The 16,142-nt window shown below is 61.4% G+C and carries 12 protein-coding genes and 1 pseudogene; 6 read left to right on the top strand and 7 right to left on the bottom strand.

Annotated features, from left to right (window positions below):
- Positions 1-6 precede the first annotated feature (6 nt).
- Both AC07N8_RS14285 and AC07N8_RS14280 read right to left on the bottom strand, forming a co-directional pair.
- A pseudogene (locus AC07N8_RS14285) lies at positions 7-1,056 on the bottom strand (methyl-accepting chemotaxis protein); the annotation flags it as partial.
- Positions 1,057-1,472: 416 nt separating this feature from the next.
- On the bottom strand, positions 1,473-2,795 hold the full coding sequence (locus AC07N8_RS14280; RefSeq protein WP_483842629.1) for an alginate export family protein: 1,323 nt from the start codon (positions 2,793-2,795) through the stop codon (positions 1,473-1,475).
- Positions 2,796-3,037: 242 nt separating this feature from the next.
- Between AC07N8_RS14280 and AC07N8_RS14275 the strand changes: the two genes are divergently transcribed.
- The 5 genes from AC07N8_RS14275 (at position 3,038) to AC07N8_RS14255 (ending at position 9,151) form a co-directional block, all read left to right on the top strand.
- The gene (locus tag AC07N8_RS14275) at positions 3,038-3,427 is read left to right on the top strand and encodes a c-type cytochrome (protein ID WP_483842630.1); all 390 of its coding nucleotides are present in this window, start codon (positions 3,038-3,040) and stop codon (positions 3,425-3,427) included.
- A 48-nt stretch (positions 3,428-3,475) separates the two neighbouring features.
- The gene (locus tag AC07N8_RS14270; RefSeq protein ID WP_483842631.1) at positions 3,476-4,966 is read left to right on the top strand and encodes an aldehyde dehydrogenase family protein; all 1,491 of its coding nucleotides are present in this window, start codon (positions 3,476-3,478) and stop codon (positions 4,964-4,966) included.
- A gap of 137 nt (positions 4,967-5,103) precedes the next feature.
- Entirely contained in the window at positions 5,104-5,604 is a 501-nt protein-coding gene (locus AC07N8_RS14265) for a sigma-70 family RNA polymerase sigma factor (RefSeq protein WP_059182462.1), read from the top strand.
- Positions 5,605-5,644: 40 nt separating this feature from the next.
- On the top strand, positions 5,645-6,619 hold the full coding sequence (locus tag AC07N8_RS14260; protein WP_493144166.1) for a FecR family protein: 975 nt from the start codon (positions 5,645-5,647) through the stop codon (positions 6,617-6,619).
- Between the two features lie 108 nt (positions 6,620-6,727).
- A complete protein-coding gene (locus tag AC07N8_RS14255) occupies positions 6,728-9,151 on the top strand; it encodes a TonB-dependent siderophore receptor (RefSeq protein ID WP_493144165.1) in 2,424 nt (807 codons plus the stop codon).
- 96 nt (positions 9,152-9,247) lie between these two features.
- On the opposite strand, the gene AC07N8_RS14250 is transcribed toward AC07N8_RS14255, so the two are convergent.
- The gene (locus AC07N8_RS14250) at positions 9,248-10,399 is read right to left on the bottom strand and encodes an MFS transporter (RefSeq protein ID WP_483842634.1); all 1,152 of its coding nucleotides are present in this window, start codon (positions 10,397-10,399) and stop codon (positions 9,248-9,250) included.
- 109 nt (positions 10,400-10,508) lie between these two features.
- Positions 10,509-12,095: a glucan 1,4-alpha-maltotetraohydrolase domain-containing protein gene (locus AC07N8_RS14245; RefSeq protein ID WP_493144163.1), complete on the bottom strand. Its 1,587-nt coding sequence runs from the start codon at positions 12,093-12,095 to the stop codon at positions 10,509-10,511.
- A gap of 194 nt (positions 12,096-12,289) precedes the next feature.
- On the opposite strand from AC07N8_RS14245, the gene AC07N8_RS14240 reads away from it, so the two are divergent.
- Entirely contained in the window at positions 12,290-13,282 is a 993-nt protein-coding gene (locus tag AC07N8_RS14240) for a diaminopimelate epimerase (protein WP_493144161.1), read from the top strand.
- Positions 13,283-13,394: 112 nt separating this feature from the next.
- Here the strand turns inward: AC07N8_RS14240 and codA are convergent, their stop codons facing one another.
- From codA to queD, 3 genes are all read right to left on the bottom strand, one after another.
- Positions 13,395-14,636 (bottom strand): cytosine deaminase, encoded by a 1,242-nt coding sequence (gene codA, locus AC07N8_RS14235; RefSeq protein ID WP_493144159.1) that lies wholly within the window; start codon positions 14,634-14,636, stop codon positions 13,395-13,397.
- A gap of 104 nt (positions 14,637-14,740) precedes the next feature.
- Positions 14,741-15,565, bottom strand: a complete 825-nt coding sequence (locus AC07N8_RS14230; RefSeq protein ID WP_493144157.1) for an alpha/beta fold hydrolase — start codon at positions 15,563-15,565, stop codon at positions 14,741-14,743.
- A 211-nt stretch (positions 15,566-15,776) separates the two neighbouring features.
- Entirely contained in the window at positions 15,777-16,133 is a 357-nt protein-coding gene (queD, locus tag AC07N8_RS14225; protein WP_081744008.1) for a 6-carboxytetrahydropterin synthase QueD, read from the bottom strand.
- Positions 16,134-16,142: the final 9 nt, after the last annotated feature.

Raw genomic sequence — 16,142 nt, 5'->3', positions numbered from 1 at the left:
ACGTTCGACAAAGCGATTGAACGCCGTCGCCAGTTGGCCGATTTCATCCCGCGATTGCACCGACAGGCGCCGGGTCAAATCGCCTTCGCCGAGGGAAATATCTTCCATCACCCGCGTCAGCAGTTGCAGCGGCCGGGTGATGCGAAACGCTGCATACCAGATCAGCATCAACCCCAGCAGCGCCGAGCCACCGCCCAGCAACAACTCCAGCGCGGTGCTTTGCACGCCTTGCGCGTCGAGTTCGTTTTGCAGTGTGGTCACCGGGGCCAGCAACACGTCTTGCGGCACGCCGACCAGCACGCCCCACGGTGCAGCGCCGGCAATCGGCGCCAGCGGTTCGAGGACGTTGATCTGCTGCTGGTCGACAAACACTTTCGCTTGGCCCTGACGCAGCGCGTCCATCACCGGGGCATCGTCCAGCGGCTGCCCGAGGCGGCTGACGTCCTGGCTGTTGGCGGAAATCACCCCGCGCGGGCTGACGATGCTGATCTGCCCGTGGCCGTCGAACAGTTGATGCGCGCTGGCTTCGCTGTTGTGTTGCAGGGCGGCGAGGTTGATGTCGAGGCCGACCACGGCGATGACTTTGCCGTTGTCCATCAGCGGGAACGCAATGCTGGTCACCAGTTTGCGGCTGCCGGAGGCTTCGTCGAAATACGGTTCCAGCACGCACGCCTGGCGGGTGTCGCGGGCGCAGGTATAGAAGGCGTTGTACGGCGCGCCGCTGGGGCCGGGGGAGGTGTTGGCGAGCAGGGCTTCGTCACCGATCACCGCTTGCAGTTCGCCGGGTTTGCTTTGCACCCAGTACAGGGAGAAGCGGCCGGTCTCGTTGCTGCCGGTGTCCGCCTGGTTGGCGAACGTGGCGTCGGCGCCATCGAGGGCGTCGGGTTCGAAAATGACATAAAGCCCGAGCAGGTCGGGCTTGTCGATCAGGGCCTGGTGTAGCTGGGTGCTCAGCTCCTGGCGCAGTTGTGGGCGGGTCAGATGACCCTGCTGTTGCAGTTGCCGCAAGTACAGCAAATAGCGCGACAAGCCTTGGCCGTATTCATGAGTCTGCATGAAGGTGCGTTGCACCTGCATCGCCTGCACGGTGCCCAGCGCCTGCATGTGTTCCTTGGCGGCGTTGGCGAGCATGTCGCTGCTGGCCTTGGCCACTTGCTGGCTGCTTTGATGAGTTTGATACAGCGACAAGCCCATCAGCAGCCCCACCACCAACAACAGGCAGAGGCCGGCGAGCAGGGCGATCTTGCTCTGGATCGTCAGAAATCTTGAGTGCATTGGAAAGGCCTTTTTCCTTGAAACACATTAATGCTGCAAACGCGATCTGTAGAGGCTTGCGCAACCTGTGGGAGCGAGCCTGCTCGCGAAAGCGGTGTATCAGGCAACACACATGTCGACTGACACTCCGTCTTCGCGAGCAGGCTCGCTCCCACAGGGATTGCGCCGGTTGCTAGATGATTTGCGTCGGACAAAACCTAGAACGTAGTGGCGAACACCACCTGGCTGTAGAGGTTTTTGTCGTTGTTGCCCAACTGGGTGCCACCCTGTTCGGCGCTCTTGTCCGGCTGGTACAGACCCACCAGCGGCATCACCGTCAGGTGCTCGTTGACGTGCCATTCGGCGTACAGGTCCACCTCGTGGCCATCGGTGTTGCCGAGGTTGCGGTCGATGGTGTCGTAGTTGAAATACATCACGCCGACGTTGAGGTTTTCCAGTGGCGAAACCTTCATGGAAACGTTCTGGATGCGCGAGTTGCTGTTGAACGGCCCGGCATAGTTACCCGCCACTTCACCCTGGAACCATGTGCCGTAACCGCGGCTGAAACCGTAGAACAACGTGTCGTAGTTTTCCGAGAAGCGGCTGTAGCGATAGCTGACATACGGCGTCCAGAGGGCGTCGGAAAAGGTCCAGCCGGCTTCCAGGTACCAGGCGTCTTCGTTGCCGGTGTGCGGTTTGTCCTGCTCGGCGTATTCACCGGACAGGAACAGGTTTTTCACCCCGGCATTACCGGTGGCGCGCAGGCTGTAGGTCTTCATGCCGTCGCGTTCAGCTTGCAACGGGGATGCGTATTGCTCGTCGACATCGGTGGTGTCGATGTAGGTCAGGCCAACGGTGCCGGCTTCGGCCACGTGTTCGAGGGTGCCGACGTACATTTCGGTCTTGGCCTGGGCGCGGTTATCCGACTTCAGCCACATCAGGTCGCTGCGCCAGCCTTGTTTGCCACCGAGGCGCAACACGGCGGTTTCGTCGAAGGCTTTACGGGCGGCGAGGTAGTAGGCGCCGCCGCGATTGAATTCGCCGTCGGCCAAGCCCTTGCCCATGTTCAGCGCGTCGCCGTCGATCAGGAAGCCGTCGCCGACCACGATGTTCTGGCGGCCGAAGGACAGGTCGATTCCGTCATCACCCATCGCTTCAAACAACTTGCCCGAGCGCCAGCCGAGGTAGGCGTCTTCGAACTTGGTGGTGCGTTCCGAACCGTCGCTGAAACCGGCGGCATCGCCGTCGCCCCAGGTGCCGGAGCTGAGCATGTTGCCGGCGCCATAAGCGGTACCAAAACCGGCCAGGCCTTTGTCGAAGCTCAGGCCGTACTTGACGTAGCCCTCTTGCCAGGACGAGGAACCTTCACTGAGACGGCCCGACAGTGCGTAGTTTTCCTGGCTGTGGAAAGCGCCGAAAACCGCTTCCAGCGTGGCGTTCAGATGACTGTCGTCATTGGCATAGAGTTCGTAGGCATGGGCCTGGGAGGCACTGATCATCAGCGCGAGCGTCGAGAGACGAAGCAAGGGGGACTTGAGCATGGTGTGGCATCCATTCTTGTTCATGACCACAGGGTTGAGGTCTGTTTCGATACTAAGGCGCGGAACTTTTTCGGCCTTTTGTGTGGTTGCCAAAGAGTTGCCTGTGCTTGCCAAAATGCCCGGTTTGGCAGGCCAGCCAACACGACTGGCACGCAGGGCAAAGCCTGGGCGTCACTGACCGCTGACAATCCGTCTCAACCCTGCTGTCGCTTCCCCTCACGGATTTTCAAGGTCGCTTTCTTATGTTCACTTCGCAGAAATTTTCCCTCATCGGTGTGCTGACCCTGGCGCTGGCGCAAACCGTCGTCGCCGCTGACTGCGCGCCGGATCAGGGCCACGGCGCCCAGGTCTTCGCCAATGAATGCGGGGTCTGCCACTCCGTGAGCAAAGGCATGGCCGGGATGATGGGGCCGAACCTTTCGGGCGTGGTCGGGCGCAAATCCGGCTCGCTCGAAGGCTTCAGCTACTCCCAGGCGATGCGCAGCAAAGACGTGACCTGGCAAGCCGAAACCATCACGCAATTGATCACCCAACCCCAGGCTTATGTGCCCGGGACCTACATGCCCTACATGGGGCTGGCCTCCGCTGATGATCGTCAGGCAGTGGTCTGCTATCTCAAAGAACAACGCTGAACAGCCGGATTCTCAGGCTGACCCCCACGTTTGAATGACAGGTGAATAATGAGCAACGTTGAAATTCTGCCGCAGGTTGCCGCCTTCCTTGACCGCCGCCATGGCTGCTTTATCGATGGCCAATGGGTGTTGGCCGATGGCCCGACCATTGCCGTGGTCAACCCGGCCACCGGGCAAACCCTGTGCGAAACCCTGGACGCGCCGCTGGACGTGGTTGAGCAGGCCGTGCAGTCGTCCCATAAAGCGTTCAAATCCGGTGTGTGGTCGGGCCTGCGTCCGGCCGACCGCGAACGCATCCTGCTGAACTTCACCGCACTGGTTGAAGCGCACGCCGAAGAACTGGCGCAACTGGAAACCCTGAGCCAGGGCAAGTCGATCAACATGGCCCGCGCCCTCGACTTGAACGCGACCGTGGAATTCATGCGCTACATGTCCGGCTGGGCGACCAAGATCGAAGGCCAGACCTTCGACGTGTCGATCCCGCTGCCGCCGGGCGCCAAGTTCACCGCGTTCACCAAGCGTGAGCCAGTGGGCGTGGTGGTCGGGATCGTGCCGTGGAACTTCCCGCTGCTGATCGCTGCCTGGAAACTGATGCCGGCGCTGGCCACCGGTTGCACCGTGATCATCAAACCGGCGATGGAAACCCCGCTGACCGCCATGCGCCTGGCTGAGCTGGCGCTGGAAGCCGGCATTCCGGCTGGCGTGTTCAACGTCGTCACCGGTGGCGGTGCTTCGGTGGGCGGCGTGCTGACCGCGCATCCGCTGGTGAGCAAAGTGTCATTCACCGGTTCCACCGCCGTGGGCAAAAGCGTCGGCGTGGCGTGCATGGAAAACATGACACGCTTCTCGCTGGAACTGGGCGGCAAAAACCCGATGATCGTGCTCGCTGATGCCGACATCGAAAAAGCCGTGCAAGGCGCGATCCTCGGTGGCCTGCTGAACAACGGCCAGGTCTGCGCAGCGGCGTCGCGCTTCTACGTGCACCGCTCGATCCACGACCAATTCGTCGAAGCGCTCGCCGCTGCGGTCTCCGCCATGCCAATCGGCGCGGGCATGAACTGCAACGCCGCGATCAACCCGCTGGTGTCGCGCAAGCAGCAACAAAGCGTGCTCAAGCACATCGAACTGGCCCGCCGCGAAGGCGCGCGCGTGGTGTCGGGCGGTGAGTTAGTGGAAGGCGAGGGCTTCTACGTGCAGCCGACCATTCTGGCCGACATCGACCACAGCATGGCCGTGGCCCGTGAAGAAGTGTTCGGCCCGGTGCTGGGCGTGATGCCATTCGATGATGAAGACGCCGTGATCGCGCTGGCCAACGACAACCGCTACGGTTTGGCCGCGAGCCTGTGGACCAATGACCTCGGTAAAGCGATGAACTTGGTGCCGCGTATCGAGGCCGGTACGGTGTGGGTCAACGCCCACGTGCTGCTCGACCCAGCCATGCCATTTGGTGGTGTCAAGCAATCGGGCATGGGCCGTGAGTTCGGGCGTGCGGTGATTGAGGCGTATACCGAGTTGAAATCGGTGTGTATTGCGCACTGATTAAGTGATTTGCAACGGCCCCTGCAATGGGGGCCGTTGGCTTGACTGACTAACGGCGACACGGCCGACGTGGAATCCATTGCTTCCAGTTAATAGGAAGCATTACTATTCACGCCCCGTTCCCACAGCACACCGCAATGACCCCCAAGCTGCCCCGCAGACACGGCTTTTTCGAGCATTACGAAGAGTTGGTTGGCACCTGGACCCGTCGCCTGAGAAATCGTCAGCAGGCCGAGGATCTGGCCCACGACACCTTCGTGCGGGTGCTTGAGTCGAATTCGGCGGCGGTGGAGCAGCCTCGGGCCTATTTGCACCAGACCGCGCGCAACATCGCGGTGGACGGTTATCGGCGGGAGGATCGACGGGGCGCCATGGAGTCGCAGGCGAATGATCTCAGTGTGTCGTCGACCGGCGACCCGGAGCAGTACATGCAGGCGATCCAGTTGGCCGATTCCATCGAACGGGCGCTCACCGAGCTGCCGCTCAATTGCCGCAAGGTGTTTGTGTGGCAAAAGATCGAAGGCCTGACCCAGGCTGAAATCGCCGAGCGCCTAGGGCTGTCCAAGAACATGGTGGAAAAGTATATGATCCGCACGTTGCGGCATCTGCGCGACCGCCTCGACGGGTTGCAACCATGATCGGCAACGCCTTCTCACCCCCAGCTCAACAGGAACTTCCATGATGGATACTCGTGATTGTGCGTGCGGGCATGCAACCGTTCGGGACGACGCGGCGCGCTGGTTTGTGCGGATGCAGGAGCCGGCGGTGGACGTCGTCGAATACCGTCGCTTCGAGGCGTGGCTCGGCGAACACCCTCAACATCGAGAAGAATTCGAAGTCCTGCAAGGCTTGTGGACGGCGGCTGATCTGGTGCCGGCCGCGCGCTTGCAAGCGTTATGCGAAAACCCGCCAGTCCGCAAAGCACGCCAGTCGTGGGTGCGTTACGCGGTGGCCGCGAGTGTGGTGGCCGTGGCGCTGGGCCTGGGCTTGTTCAGCGGTTTGAATCATCCGGCGCCTTACACGGCCGAATATTCCACTGCGTTGGGTGAGCGCCGTCATGTGGCGTTGCCCGACGGTTCGGTGATCGACTTGAACAGCCGCAGCCGCATTCAGGTGAACTTTGAAAAAGACCGGCGCGGCATTGAGCTGATCGAGGGCGAAGCGATGTTCAGCGTCGAGCACGACACCAGCCGACCGTTCGTGATCGATGCTGGCAATGGTCTGGTCACGGTCACCGGCACGCGCTTCGATGTACGCCGCGATCTCAGCGAAACCCGGGTGGCGGTGGAACAGGGCACGGTCAAGGTTCAGGGGCAGGGCGCCGAATTTGTCAGCCTGAGCGCCGGCCTCGGTACGCGCATTGACGCCCAAGGGACTGTCGCGGCGGCCTACGCCGTCAACCCGGCAGAACTGACCGCGTGGCGCAGCGGCAAACTGGTGTTCAACAACGCCAGCCTCAGCGAGGTGGCGGCCGAAGTGTCGCGCTATCGCGAGAAGCCGCTCACCGTCGGCAGCGACAAAGTCGGCAACCTGCGCCTGACCAGCGTGTTCAAATCCGACAACACCGACGCCCTGCTCAAGGCCCTGCCGAGCATCCTGCCGGTGGCCGTGCGCACCCTCGATGACGGCAGTCAGGAAATAATTTCCAAATAATTTCCAAACCGATTCAGGTTTTTTTCGAGTTCATCGTCTTCTTGTCCAACTGCAACTGGTTTGCATTAACAAACGCATACGTTTGCGATCCACAGGACATTGTTCGACGTGAATAACACCTCTGCCAAAAACAACAAAACCCATTGGTTACCGCTGGCGCTCGCCTTGGCGGTCAGCGCCGCGCTGCCCCAGGCGTTCGCCGCCGGTGGCATTCATATTCCAGCGCAGCCACTGGGCGAGGCCTTGAGTGAGCTGGGCCAGCAGTCTTCGTTGCAGGTTTTTTTCAGTCCTGAACTGGTCGCCGGCAAACAAGCCCCGGCCGTCGACGGCGACATCTCGCCGGAAGAGGCCTTGCGCCAATTGCTGCAAGGCAGCGGCTTGCAATACCAGATCGATGAAGGCTCGGTGACCCTGACCCCGGCACAGACTTCCGCTGTTGCGGGTCCGATTGAACTGGGCATGACCGACATCAAAGTGGTCGGTGACTGGCTCGACGATGCTGATGAGGCCCTGGTGCAGAATCACCCCGGCGCGCGAACGGTGGTTCGCCGTGAAGCGATGATCGAGCAGGGCGCGATGAACGTCGGCGACGTGCTCAAGCGTGTGCCCGGCGTGCAAGTACAGGACGCCAACGGCACCGGCGGCAGCGATATTTCCCTGAACGTCGGCGTGCGCGGCCTGACCTCGCGTCTGTCGCCGCGCTCCACCGTCTTGATCGACGGCGTACCGGCCGCGTTTGCGCCGTACGGCCAGCCGCAATTGTCGATGGCGCCGATTTCCTCGGGCAACCTCGACAGCATCGACGTGGTGCGTGGCGCCGGTTCCGTGCGTTATGGGCCACAAAACGTCGGTGGCGTGATCAACTTCGTGACGCGCGCGATCCCGGAAAAAGCCACCGGTGAAATCGGCACCACCCTGGAAACTTCACAGCACGGTGGCTGGAAACACATCGACACCGCATTCGTCGGCGGCACCGCTGACAACGGCATCGGCATGGCGCTGTTGTATTCCGGCGTCAACGGCAACGGTTACCGCGAAAGCAACAACGGCAACGACATCGACGACGTGATCCTCAAGACGCATTGGGCACCGACCGATGTCGATGATTTCAGCCTCAACTTTCACTATTACGACGCCAGCGCCGACATGCCCGGCGGCCTGACGCAGGCGCAATACGACGCCGACCCGTTCCAGTCCGTGCGCGACTACGACAACTTCAGCGGCCGCCGCAAAGACGTGTCGTTCAAGTGGGCGCGGCAGATTAACGACCGTACCCAGGCCGAAGTGCTGACGTACTACACCGACAGTTTTCGCGGCAGCAACATCGCCGCCCGCGACCAGAAAACCCTCAGCTCGTACCCGCGCAGTTACTACACCTTCGGCATCGAACCACGGGTGTCCCATGTGTTTGACGTGGGCCCGACCACGCAGGAAGTCAGCGTCGGTTATCGCTACCTGAAGGAAGCGATGCACGAAGAATCAAGCCGTGTCGCGCTGGTGAACAATCAGCCGGTGCTGACGCCGTCCTCTGACGGCCATGTGTTCCAGGACCGTACCGGCGGCACTGAAGCCAACTCGGTGTACATCGACAACAAAATCGACATCGGCAACTGGACCGTGACCCCGGGCATCCGCTTCGAACACATCAGCACCGACTGGCACGACCGCGCCGTGCTCGATACCGCCGGCAAGCGTGTGCCGGAGAAAAACCGCAGCATCGAAAGCAACGAGCCGCTGCCGGCCCTGAGCGTGATGTACCACCTGTCTGAAGAGTGGAAGCTGTTCGCCAACTACGAAACGTCGTTTGGCAGCCTGCAGTATTTCCAGCTCGGCCAGGGTGGTATCGGCGACAACACCGCCAACGGCCTGGAGCCGGAAAAGGCCAAGACCTATGAGGTCGGCACGCGCTACAACAACGACGTGTGGGGCGGCGAAGTGACGCTGTTCTACATCGACTTCGATGATGAACTGCAATACATCAGCAACGACGTGGGCTGGACTAACCTCGGCGCGACCAAGCACCAGGGTATTGAAACCTCCGTGCATTACGACATGGCTGCGCTCAACCCGATGCTCGATGGCCTGACCGCCAACGCCGGTTTTACCTACACCCGCGCCACTTATGAGGGTGAGATTCCGGGCTTCAAGGGCCGTGACCTGCCGTTCTACTCGCGCCAGGTGGCGACCGCCGGGCTGCGTTACGACATCAATCGCTGGACCTACAACCTCGATGCGTTTGCCCAGTCCAAGCAGCGCTCGCCGGGTACGGGTGTGAATGCCGATGGCAGCTTCAACGGCAACTACATCACCGAAGGTTCGGCGGACGGGCAGTTTGGCGATATTCCGGGTTACGTGACCTGGAACACGCGCGCTGGCTATGACTTTGGTTCGCAGTTGTCGAACCTGAAGCTGGGCGCCGGGGTGAAGAACATCTTCGACAAGCAGTATTTCACCCGGTCCAGCGACAATAACTCGGGGATGTACGTGGGGGCGCCGCGCACGTTCTTTGTGCAGGCCAGTGTGGGGTTCTGATAGACCGAGTCGCCTTCTTCGCGAGCAGGCTCGCTCCCACCTTGGATCTGTGTCGTTCACAAATTCCCTGTGGGAGCGAGCCTGCTCGCGAAGCTTTTAAGCCTTCAACACCTTGCCGCCAATGGCCACCGCCACCAGCAGCAACGCCATCAACCCAAAGGCAAAACTCAAACTGCTGCCATGGGCGATAAACCCGATCAGCGCCGGGCCGGCGAGGATCCCCGCATAACCCAATGTGGTAATGGCCGGCACGGCGATGTGTTCGGGCATGACCGTCTGTTTGCCGACAGCGGTGTACAGCACCGGCACAATGTTCGAACACCCCGCACCCAACAACGCATACCCCACCAGCGCTGTCTCCCAGGCCGGTGCGAACGTCGCCAGCGCCAGGCCCGCCGCAGCCGTCAGCCCGCCGAACACCATCACCCGCGTGGAACCCAGGCGCCGGACAATCCGGTCACCGGTCAAGCGCCCGGCCGTCATGGTCAGCGCAAACGCCGCATAGCCGAGCCCCGCATACGCGGTATCGATCCCGCGTTCCTGCGTCAGGAACACCGCACTCCAGTCGAGCGCCGCGCCTTCGGCGAGGAACACGATGAAGCACATCCCGCCGATAAACAGCACGATGCCATGGGGCACGGCAAACGCCGGGCCGGTGCTTTCGCTGCCGTAAGGCAACAGGTGCGGCGCCGCTTTCAACAGGGCCAGCAACAGCACGGCAATCACCACCAACATCGCGCCCAGCGGTGAAATCCCAAGGCCGAGCAAGCCACTGACGCCCGCCGCGCCGACGATCCCGCCGAGGCTGAACATCCCGTGAAATCCCGACATCATGTTCTTGCCGCTGGCCCGTTCGACGATCACCGCTTGCAGGTTCACCGTCGAATCCACCGTGCCCAGCCCGGCACCGAACATGAACAAGGTGGCGATCAACGCCGGCACTGACGACACCGTCGCCAGCAACGGCAAGGCCGCACAGATCAGCAGCGTTCCACCCGCTGCCACGCGACGGCAGCCGAAGCGTGACGCCAGCAGCCCTGCCATTGGCATCGCCAGAATCGACCCGACCCCGAGGCACAACAGCAGCAGACCGAGCGTCCCTTCATCCAGCCCGGCCCGTGCCTTGGCGTAGGGCACCAGCGGCGCCCAGGCGGCGATGCCGAGACCGGCGATGAAGAAGGCGATGCGGGTGGACATCTGCTCCAGACGGCCGGGGATGACAGGCGCGGGAGTGTTGAGGGCAGTCATGGAAAATCCTTGGCATTGCGGGTTGCTGACGATAGGCAAGGCAACATCCTTGCATATCAGGCAGCGTCCCGCGACCTCGGAGGGTTTTCACGGACATGCAGCGGCGTGTCTAAAACGTCCCGCGTGTCTGATTGGCTGCGCCGCTGGTGAAGCTCACGTTCGGCCCGGGCTGCCAGCGCGCGGCGCTCGTCGGATCGTTGCCGCGCACGATGCACTTCCATTCGATGCCTTGTTGCGCCGGCAAATCGATGGAGCCAGTCCAGCGGTTTTCCTCGGGCTTGTAGTTCAATGCCACGGCATGGCCAGGGTCCCAGGCCCCCAGTTCAAGTGATGAGCCCACCACGTAAACACTCTGTCCGGGGTAAGTGGTGGCGTAGTCGCAGGTGAAGGCAACTCTGACGGGCGGTTGTTCGGGAGCCGTGCTCCACAGGCGAATTTTGCCGCCATCGCGTTCCAGCGTCGGTTGACCCAGGCCTTGGGGCAGTTTTGTCAGGTCCGAGTCCAGGGCAATCACCAGGCTTTTGCGAGTGCCGGTCGTCGTCGCGACCAACCCGGAATATTGAGGCTGAAAACGAATCGGTGAGTCGGCCTTGATTCCGGCCTCCTTGCGTGTCTTGATTAACTGGCGAATCATCTCGCCGCGTTGCCAGTCATACATGTCCGGCCAATACACCGCCGGTGTTCCGGGACTGCTGAGGATGTAAGCGTAGGCCTTGTTCCGCTGTTCTTCGGTCAATGCCCAGTGATGCTGGCCGCCGGAACGTCCGGGTGAAAAACCGGTGTCGTGGTTGTCGACAAAGGTGACGGCGATCTTGCGCCAGAGTGGATCGGGATTGCCGTTGAGCCCATGCCGCCATTCGGCGATTGAACCGTTCTGCATCCGCTCTTTCAGGGCAAAGTCGAAGATGGCGCAGTGGGACCGGTCGGACCAGTCCTTGAGTGAATCCTGCCAACTGGCCTCGCTGCGCCAATCGCCGGCCGGGTATTCGCTGGGGCCTTTCCACATTTCACCGACACAGAATTGCTGATTACCAAAGGCTGTCATCCAGCGATCGACGGTTTCCGGTGCATAGCCGCGCACAAAGTCGAAGCGCAGACCTTTGGCTCCGTACTGTTGGCGCAAATTAACCAGCTCGTTTTTGAAGGTGTCATAGACGTCGGTATTGCCGGTGTTCAGGTCCGCGTTGCCGTCCATGAAGGCGTCGCCTTCGTCGCACTGGTTGCAATCGTGGCGCCACTCGTTGCGGCCACCGGGAAACAGAGGATTGTTTACCTGGCTGTCATCCATGTGGTTGGGCACCACGTCATAAATCACCTTTACCCCGGCACTGTTCAGCGCCGCGGCGGCCGTTTTGAGTTGCTCATCGCTGCCGTACTGGCTGTTTTTATCGAAGCTGCGCCAGAAATAACCTTCGCCACCCCCGGAGGTGCCTTTGTTGCTGTCTACCCAGCTGGACGTATCTCGCCACGGCGGCGGCATCCAGATGGCGGTAAAACCGTCGTTGCCGATTTGACCGGCCATGCGTGCCAATACCGCATACCATTTTTCGGGTTCGTTGCGACTGGAGTTCCAGTGGAACCCCTGCAGCAGGATTTCTTCCCCGGTGCCATTGCGAACCGGGGCTGATGCGTCGGCCATTGCCGTACCGGTGAAAGCCAGGGCAATGAATAGCGCTAGCCGCGAGGTCCTTTTCATGAGGCTGTCCCAGGTGCGAATGAAGAACTTCACTCTGGGCCCGCTGCAAAGACTTGTCTGCTGTCATAACTGACAGGTCGGTCCAACCGATTCGCGATAGAGGGCAGGGTGCTCATAACGGTTCAGTGAGATGAGAATTTTCTGGCGGTGGCCTACAGTACGAGCTCTTCTCACGCTGAATTCAGGATTGATCCATGACCCGGTTCTACGATGCTCGAGGCAATATTTATGCGGTTGTCGCGCCTGACGTCGTGCGTGGCAGCGGTATCGATTTGCCTGCGCAGGCCAGTCAGGCCGCGCAAACCCGCGAGAAATGGGCGTTGGCCGCGATCGAGGCATTTTGTGCCTGGGCCCCCGGCACTCAGCCGCCCGGCAGCAAGGATCATCGTAGCGACGGTTTACTGGTCGGACCGTTTCAAGCGGCGCCGCCGTATGACTTGCTGATCGTCAATACCGACGGCACGTTGGCCGAACGCAGTGGCAATGGGCTGACGATTTTCTCCCAGTCGCTCAGTGAGCAGGGCTTGATGCCGGAGGAGGGGGCGTGCCTGCTGCGGGTTCATCACGACAAGATGGACACGGTTTCGCCGGGGGAGACGTCTGTGAAACCGGCCGAGGTCGAGGGCGTGCAAGGGTTTTGGCTGGACCTCGGAACGCCAACGTTCGGGCCGCAAGCCGTGGGCGCGCAGGGTGTGGAAGAGGTGCTGTTGAACGGTCGGGATGTCAGTCATGTCGCGCCATTGTCGGCGCTGGATCCGGCCTGGAACCGCAGCCAGTTTGTGCGTGTCGGCAATCCACATTGCGTGACGCTGGTGGCCGAGGCCGCTGCGTTGCCGAGCAATGCGCAGATGCGTGAACCACCGCTGGCTGAAGGGTTGCTGCGGATTGCTTATGCCATGCCGGCCGGGGGCGGTGAGCCGTGTCCGGCGGGGGTGAATGTGCAGTGGGCGATGCTTGAATCCGAAGGCCGGGTTGTCGCGCGGGTGTTTGAGCGCGGGGAAGGGCCGACGGCGTCGTCGGGCACCAGCGCCAGTGCGGTGGCGTGTGCGGCTTGGCGGGTCGGTTGGGTTTCGGCGGGTGAAGTTAAAGTGGTGATGCCGGGCGGTACGGCGCCGATTTTGCTGGAGGAAGATGAGGGGGAATTGAGTCGGGTCAGGCTGTTTGGTACGGCTCGGTTGATGGGTTGATTTTGACGCAGCCTTCGCGAGCAGGCTCGCTCCCACATTGGATCTGTGTCGTTCACAAATCCCCTGTGGGAGCGAGCCTGCTCGCGAAGGGGCCCTGACAGTCAGTGCAAATTCATTGCCCTGGCCATTCCACCACCGGCATCGTCCGCTTCATCAGCACCTTGCCCCCGCGCACCGAATACAGCGGCAAGCCCTGGCTGCGAATCACCTCGTAATCACTGTCCGCCGACAGCACCAGCAAGTTCGCCGGCCGTCCCGCTTCCAGGCCATAACGCTCGCCGAGGTTCATCGCCTTGGCGCTGTTGTCCGTCACCAGGTCCAATGCACTTTGCAGGTTGCGATACCCGAGCATGTGGCAGATGTGCAGCCCCGCTTCCAGCACCCGCAGGATGTTGCCATTGCCCAGCGGATACCACGGGTCGACGATCGAGTCCTGGCCGAAACACACGTTCATCCCCGCTTCGAGCAACTCGTTGACGCGAGTCACGCCACGGCGTTTCGGGAAATTGTCGAAGCGTCCTTGCAGGTGAATGCTTTCAGTGGGGCAGGAGACAAAACTGATCCCGGAATGCCCGAGCAAGCGGAACAGTTTGGCGCAGTAAGCGTTGTCGTAAGAACCCATCGCCGTGGTGTGGCTGGCGGTGACCCGCGAACCCATGTCGCGGCTGCGCGCCTCTTCGGCCAGCACTTCGAGGAAGCGTGAATGCGGGTCGTCGGTTTCGTCGCAGTGCACGTCCACCAGGCAGCCGGTGCGTTCGGCCAGGTCCATCAGGAACTTCACTGAACTGACGCCCTGATCGCGGGTGTACTCGAAGTGCGGAATGCCGCCGACCACATCGGCGCCCATGCAGATCGCTTCTTCCATCAGCTCGCGGCCATTGCGGTACGACTCGATGCCTTCCTGCGGGAACGCGACGATTTGCATGTCGATCAGGTGCCGGCTTTCTTCGCGCACCTCGAGCATTGCCTTGAGCGCGGTGAGTTGCGGGTCGGTGACGTCGACGTGGGTGCGCACATGCTGGATGCCGTGGGCGGCGAGGGTCTGGATGGTTTTCTTGGCGCGTGTCCTGGTGTCTTCCTCGGTGATTGTGACCTTGCGCTCGCCCCAACACTCGATGCCTTCGAACAACGTGCCGCTCATGTTCCAGCGCGGCTCGCCGGCGGTCAGGGTGGCGTCGAGGTGAATGTGCGGCTCGACGAAGGGCGGCACCACCAGGTTGCCGCCGGCGTCCAGGTCCTCGGGGCCCAGGGTCGGGGCTTCGGTCTGTCGGGCGATGGTGCGGATCAGGCCGTCTTCCAGGTGCAACTCATGCAGGCCTTCTTGGTTGCGCAGGCGGGCGTTGATGATGTGCATGAGGCGAGTCCCTTTGGGTTGATGACTCTAAATTAGCGCGGCAGTGGCGATCCATGCCAGTGCCGCGTGACGAAACACAGCACGGCCCTTGTAGGAGTGTGGGGTCATTGAGTCAGGGGCAGGAATTTCAGCAACGCGGCGACGATCGCCTCGGGCGCGTCTTCCTGCACCAGATGCCCGGCATTGGGGATCGGATGAAACTGCGACCCCGGTATCCGCTGATGCAGCGCCCGGCCGCGTTCGATGGGAATCCACTGGTCGTCCTCGCCCCACAGAATCTGCACCGGGCACCGAATGCTCGGGTACAACCCTTCCGCTTCGCGGGTATAGCGCTCGTCCATCTGTGCAATCTGCCGGTAGAACGCGGCTTGCCCCGGCTCACCCAGCCATGGCTGCACATACGGCGCGAGTTCTTCATCGGGGATGTCGCGTTTTATCGCCCCGCGAATGTAGGCCGGCACAATGGCTTGCTGGATGTAATCGGGTACGCCACTGAACGCCGCTTCATGCTGGCGCACATGCTGCACAAACGGTGAACCCCAGGGTGTCAGCGCCACGGGATCGATCAATGTCAGGCTGCGGTAATCCTTGTCGTTCAACAGGTGCGTGCGCAACGCGGTGGCACCGCCGAAATCGTGGGCGACCACGTCGGGCCGCTCGATGGCCCAGTGATCGAGCAAATGCGCGAGCAACTCGTTCTGCACGCCCAGCGACACGTCGCCGTCGATCTTCTCGGATTGGCCATAGCCCAGCAGGTCGAAGTAATGCACCCGGTGCGTGCCGATGAAGTGCGGGGCGATGCGGTGCCAAACGAAGGAAGAGAAGGGCGTGCCGTGTACGAACACCAGCGGCGGGCCGTCGCCGTGCACGGCGTAGTGAATGCGGTGCCCGTTGAAACGGTATTGGCGGTCCAGCAGCCAGTCAGCCATGTGCGTGTCCTCTTGGGCGAGGCAAAAAGCATAGGCATAAAAAAGCCACCGATGAAGGTGGCTTGATCATTCACTGACGAAACGCAGTCTCATTGTGGGAGCGAGCCTGCTCGCGAAAGCGGTGTGTCAGGCGATGAATATGTCGATTGATACGCCGCTTTCGCGAGCAGGCTCGCTCCCACAGTGGATTTGTGTTGTCTGTTGGAGCGGGTTACTCGCCGTGATAGATGCAGCCGCTGGTGCACGTTTCGTGGATGCGGATCGCGCTGAGTTCCGGCAGCAGGGGCTTCAATTCATTCCAGATGAATTTGGCCAGCACTTCGCTGGTCGGGTTTTCCAGGCCGGGAATGTCGTTCAGGTAGTTGTGGTCCAGGCGCTCGTAGAGCGGCTTGAAGATCGCCTTGATTTCCGAGAAGTCACGGATCCAGCCGGTGTGCGGGTCGAGGTCGCCGCTCAAGTGGATCGCCACTTTGAACGAGTGACCGTGCAGGCGACCGCATTTGTGGCCTTCCGGTACGTGAGGCAGGCGGTGGGCGGATTCGAACGTAAATTCCTTGAAAATTTCCACAGTAGTTTC

It is taken from the genome of Pseudomonas sp. GW821-FHT10C09 (genome assembly GCF_059415465.1).
The sequence above is the reverse complement of the archived record's forward strand: the minus strand, read 5'-3'. Positions and strand labels throughout refer to the sequence as shown.

Coding starts and splice junctions, on each gene's coding strand:
- codA (WP_493144159.1), bottom strand. CDS start 14,636: ATGCACATCATCAACGCCCGCCTGCGCAACCAAGAAGGCCTGCATGAG.
- AC07N8_RS14240 (WP_493144161.1), top strand. CDS start 12,290: ATGACCCGGTTCTACGATGCTCGAGGCAATATTTATGCGGTTGTCGCG.
- AC07N8_RS14245 (WP_493144163.1), bottom strand. CDS start 12,095: ATGAAAAGGACCTCGCGGCTAGCGCTATTCATTGCCCTGGCTTTCACC.
- AC07N8_RS14280 (WP_483842629.1), bottom strand. CDS start 2,795: ATGCTCAAGTCCCCCTTGCTTCGTCTCTCGACGCTCGCGCTGATGATC.
- AC07N8_RS14250 (WP_483842634.1), bottom strand. CDS start 10,399: ATGACTGCCCTCAACACTCCCGCGCCTGTCATCCCCGGCCGTCTGGAG.
- AC07N8_RS14260 (WP_493144166.1), top strand. CDS start 5,645: ATGATGGATACTCGTGATTGTGCGTGCGGGCATGCAACCGTTCGGGAC.
- AC07N8_RS14230 (WP_493144157.1), bottom strand. CDS start 15,565: ATGGCTGACTGGCTGCTGGACCGCCAATACCGTTTCAACGGGCACCGC.
- AC07N8_RS14275 (WP_483842630.1), top strand. CDS start 3,038: ATGTTCACTTCGCAGAAATTTTCCCTCATCGGTGTGCTGACCCTGGCG.
- AC07N8_RS14265 (WP_059182462.1), top strand. CDS start 5,104: ATGACCCCCAAGCTGCCCCGCAGACACGGCTTTTTCGAGCATTACGAA.
- AC07N8_RS14270 (WP_483842631.1), top strand. CDS start 3,476: ATGAGCAACGTTGAAATTCTGCCGCAGGTTGCCGCCTTCCTTGACCGC.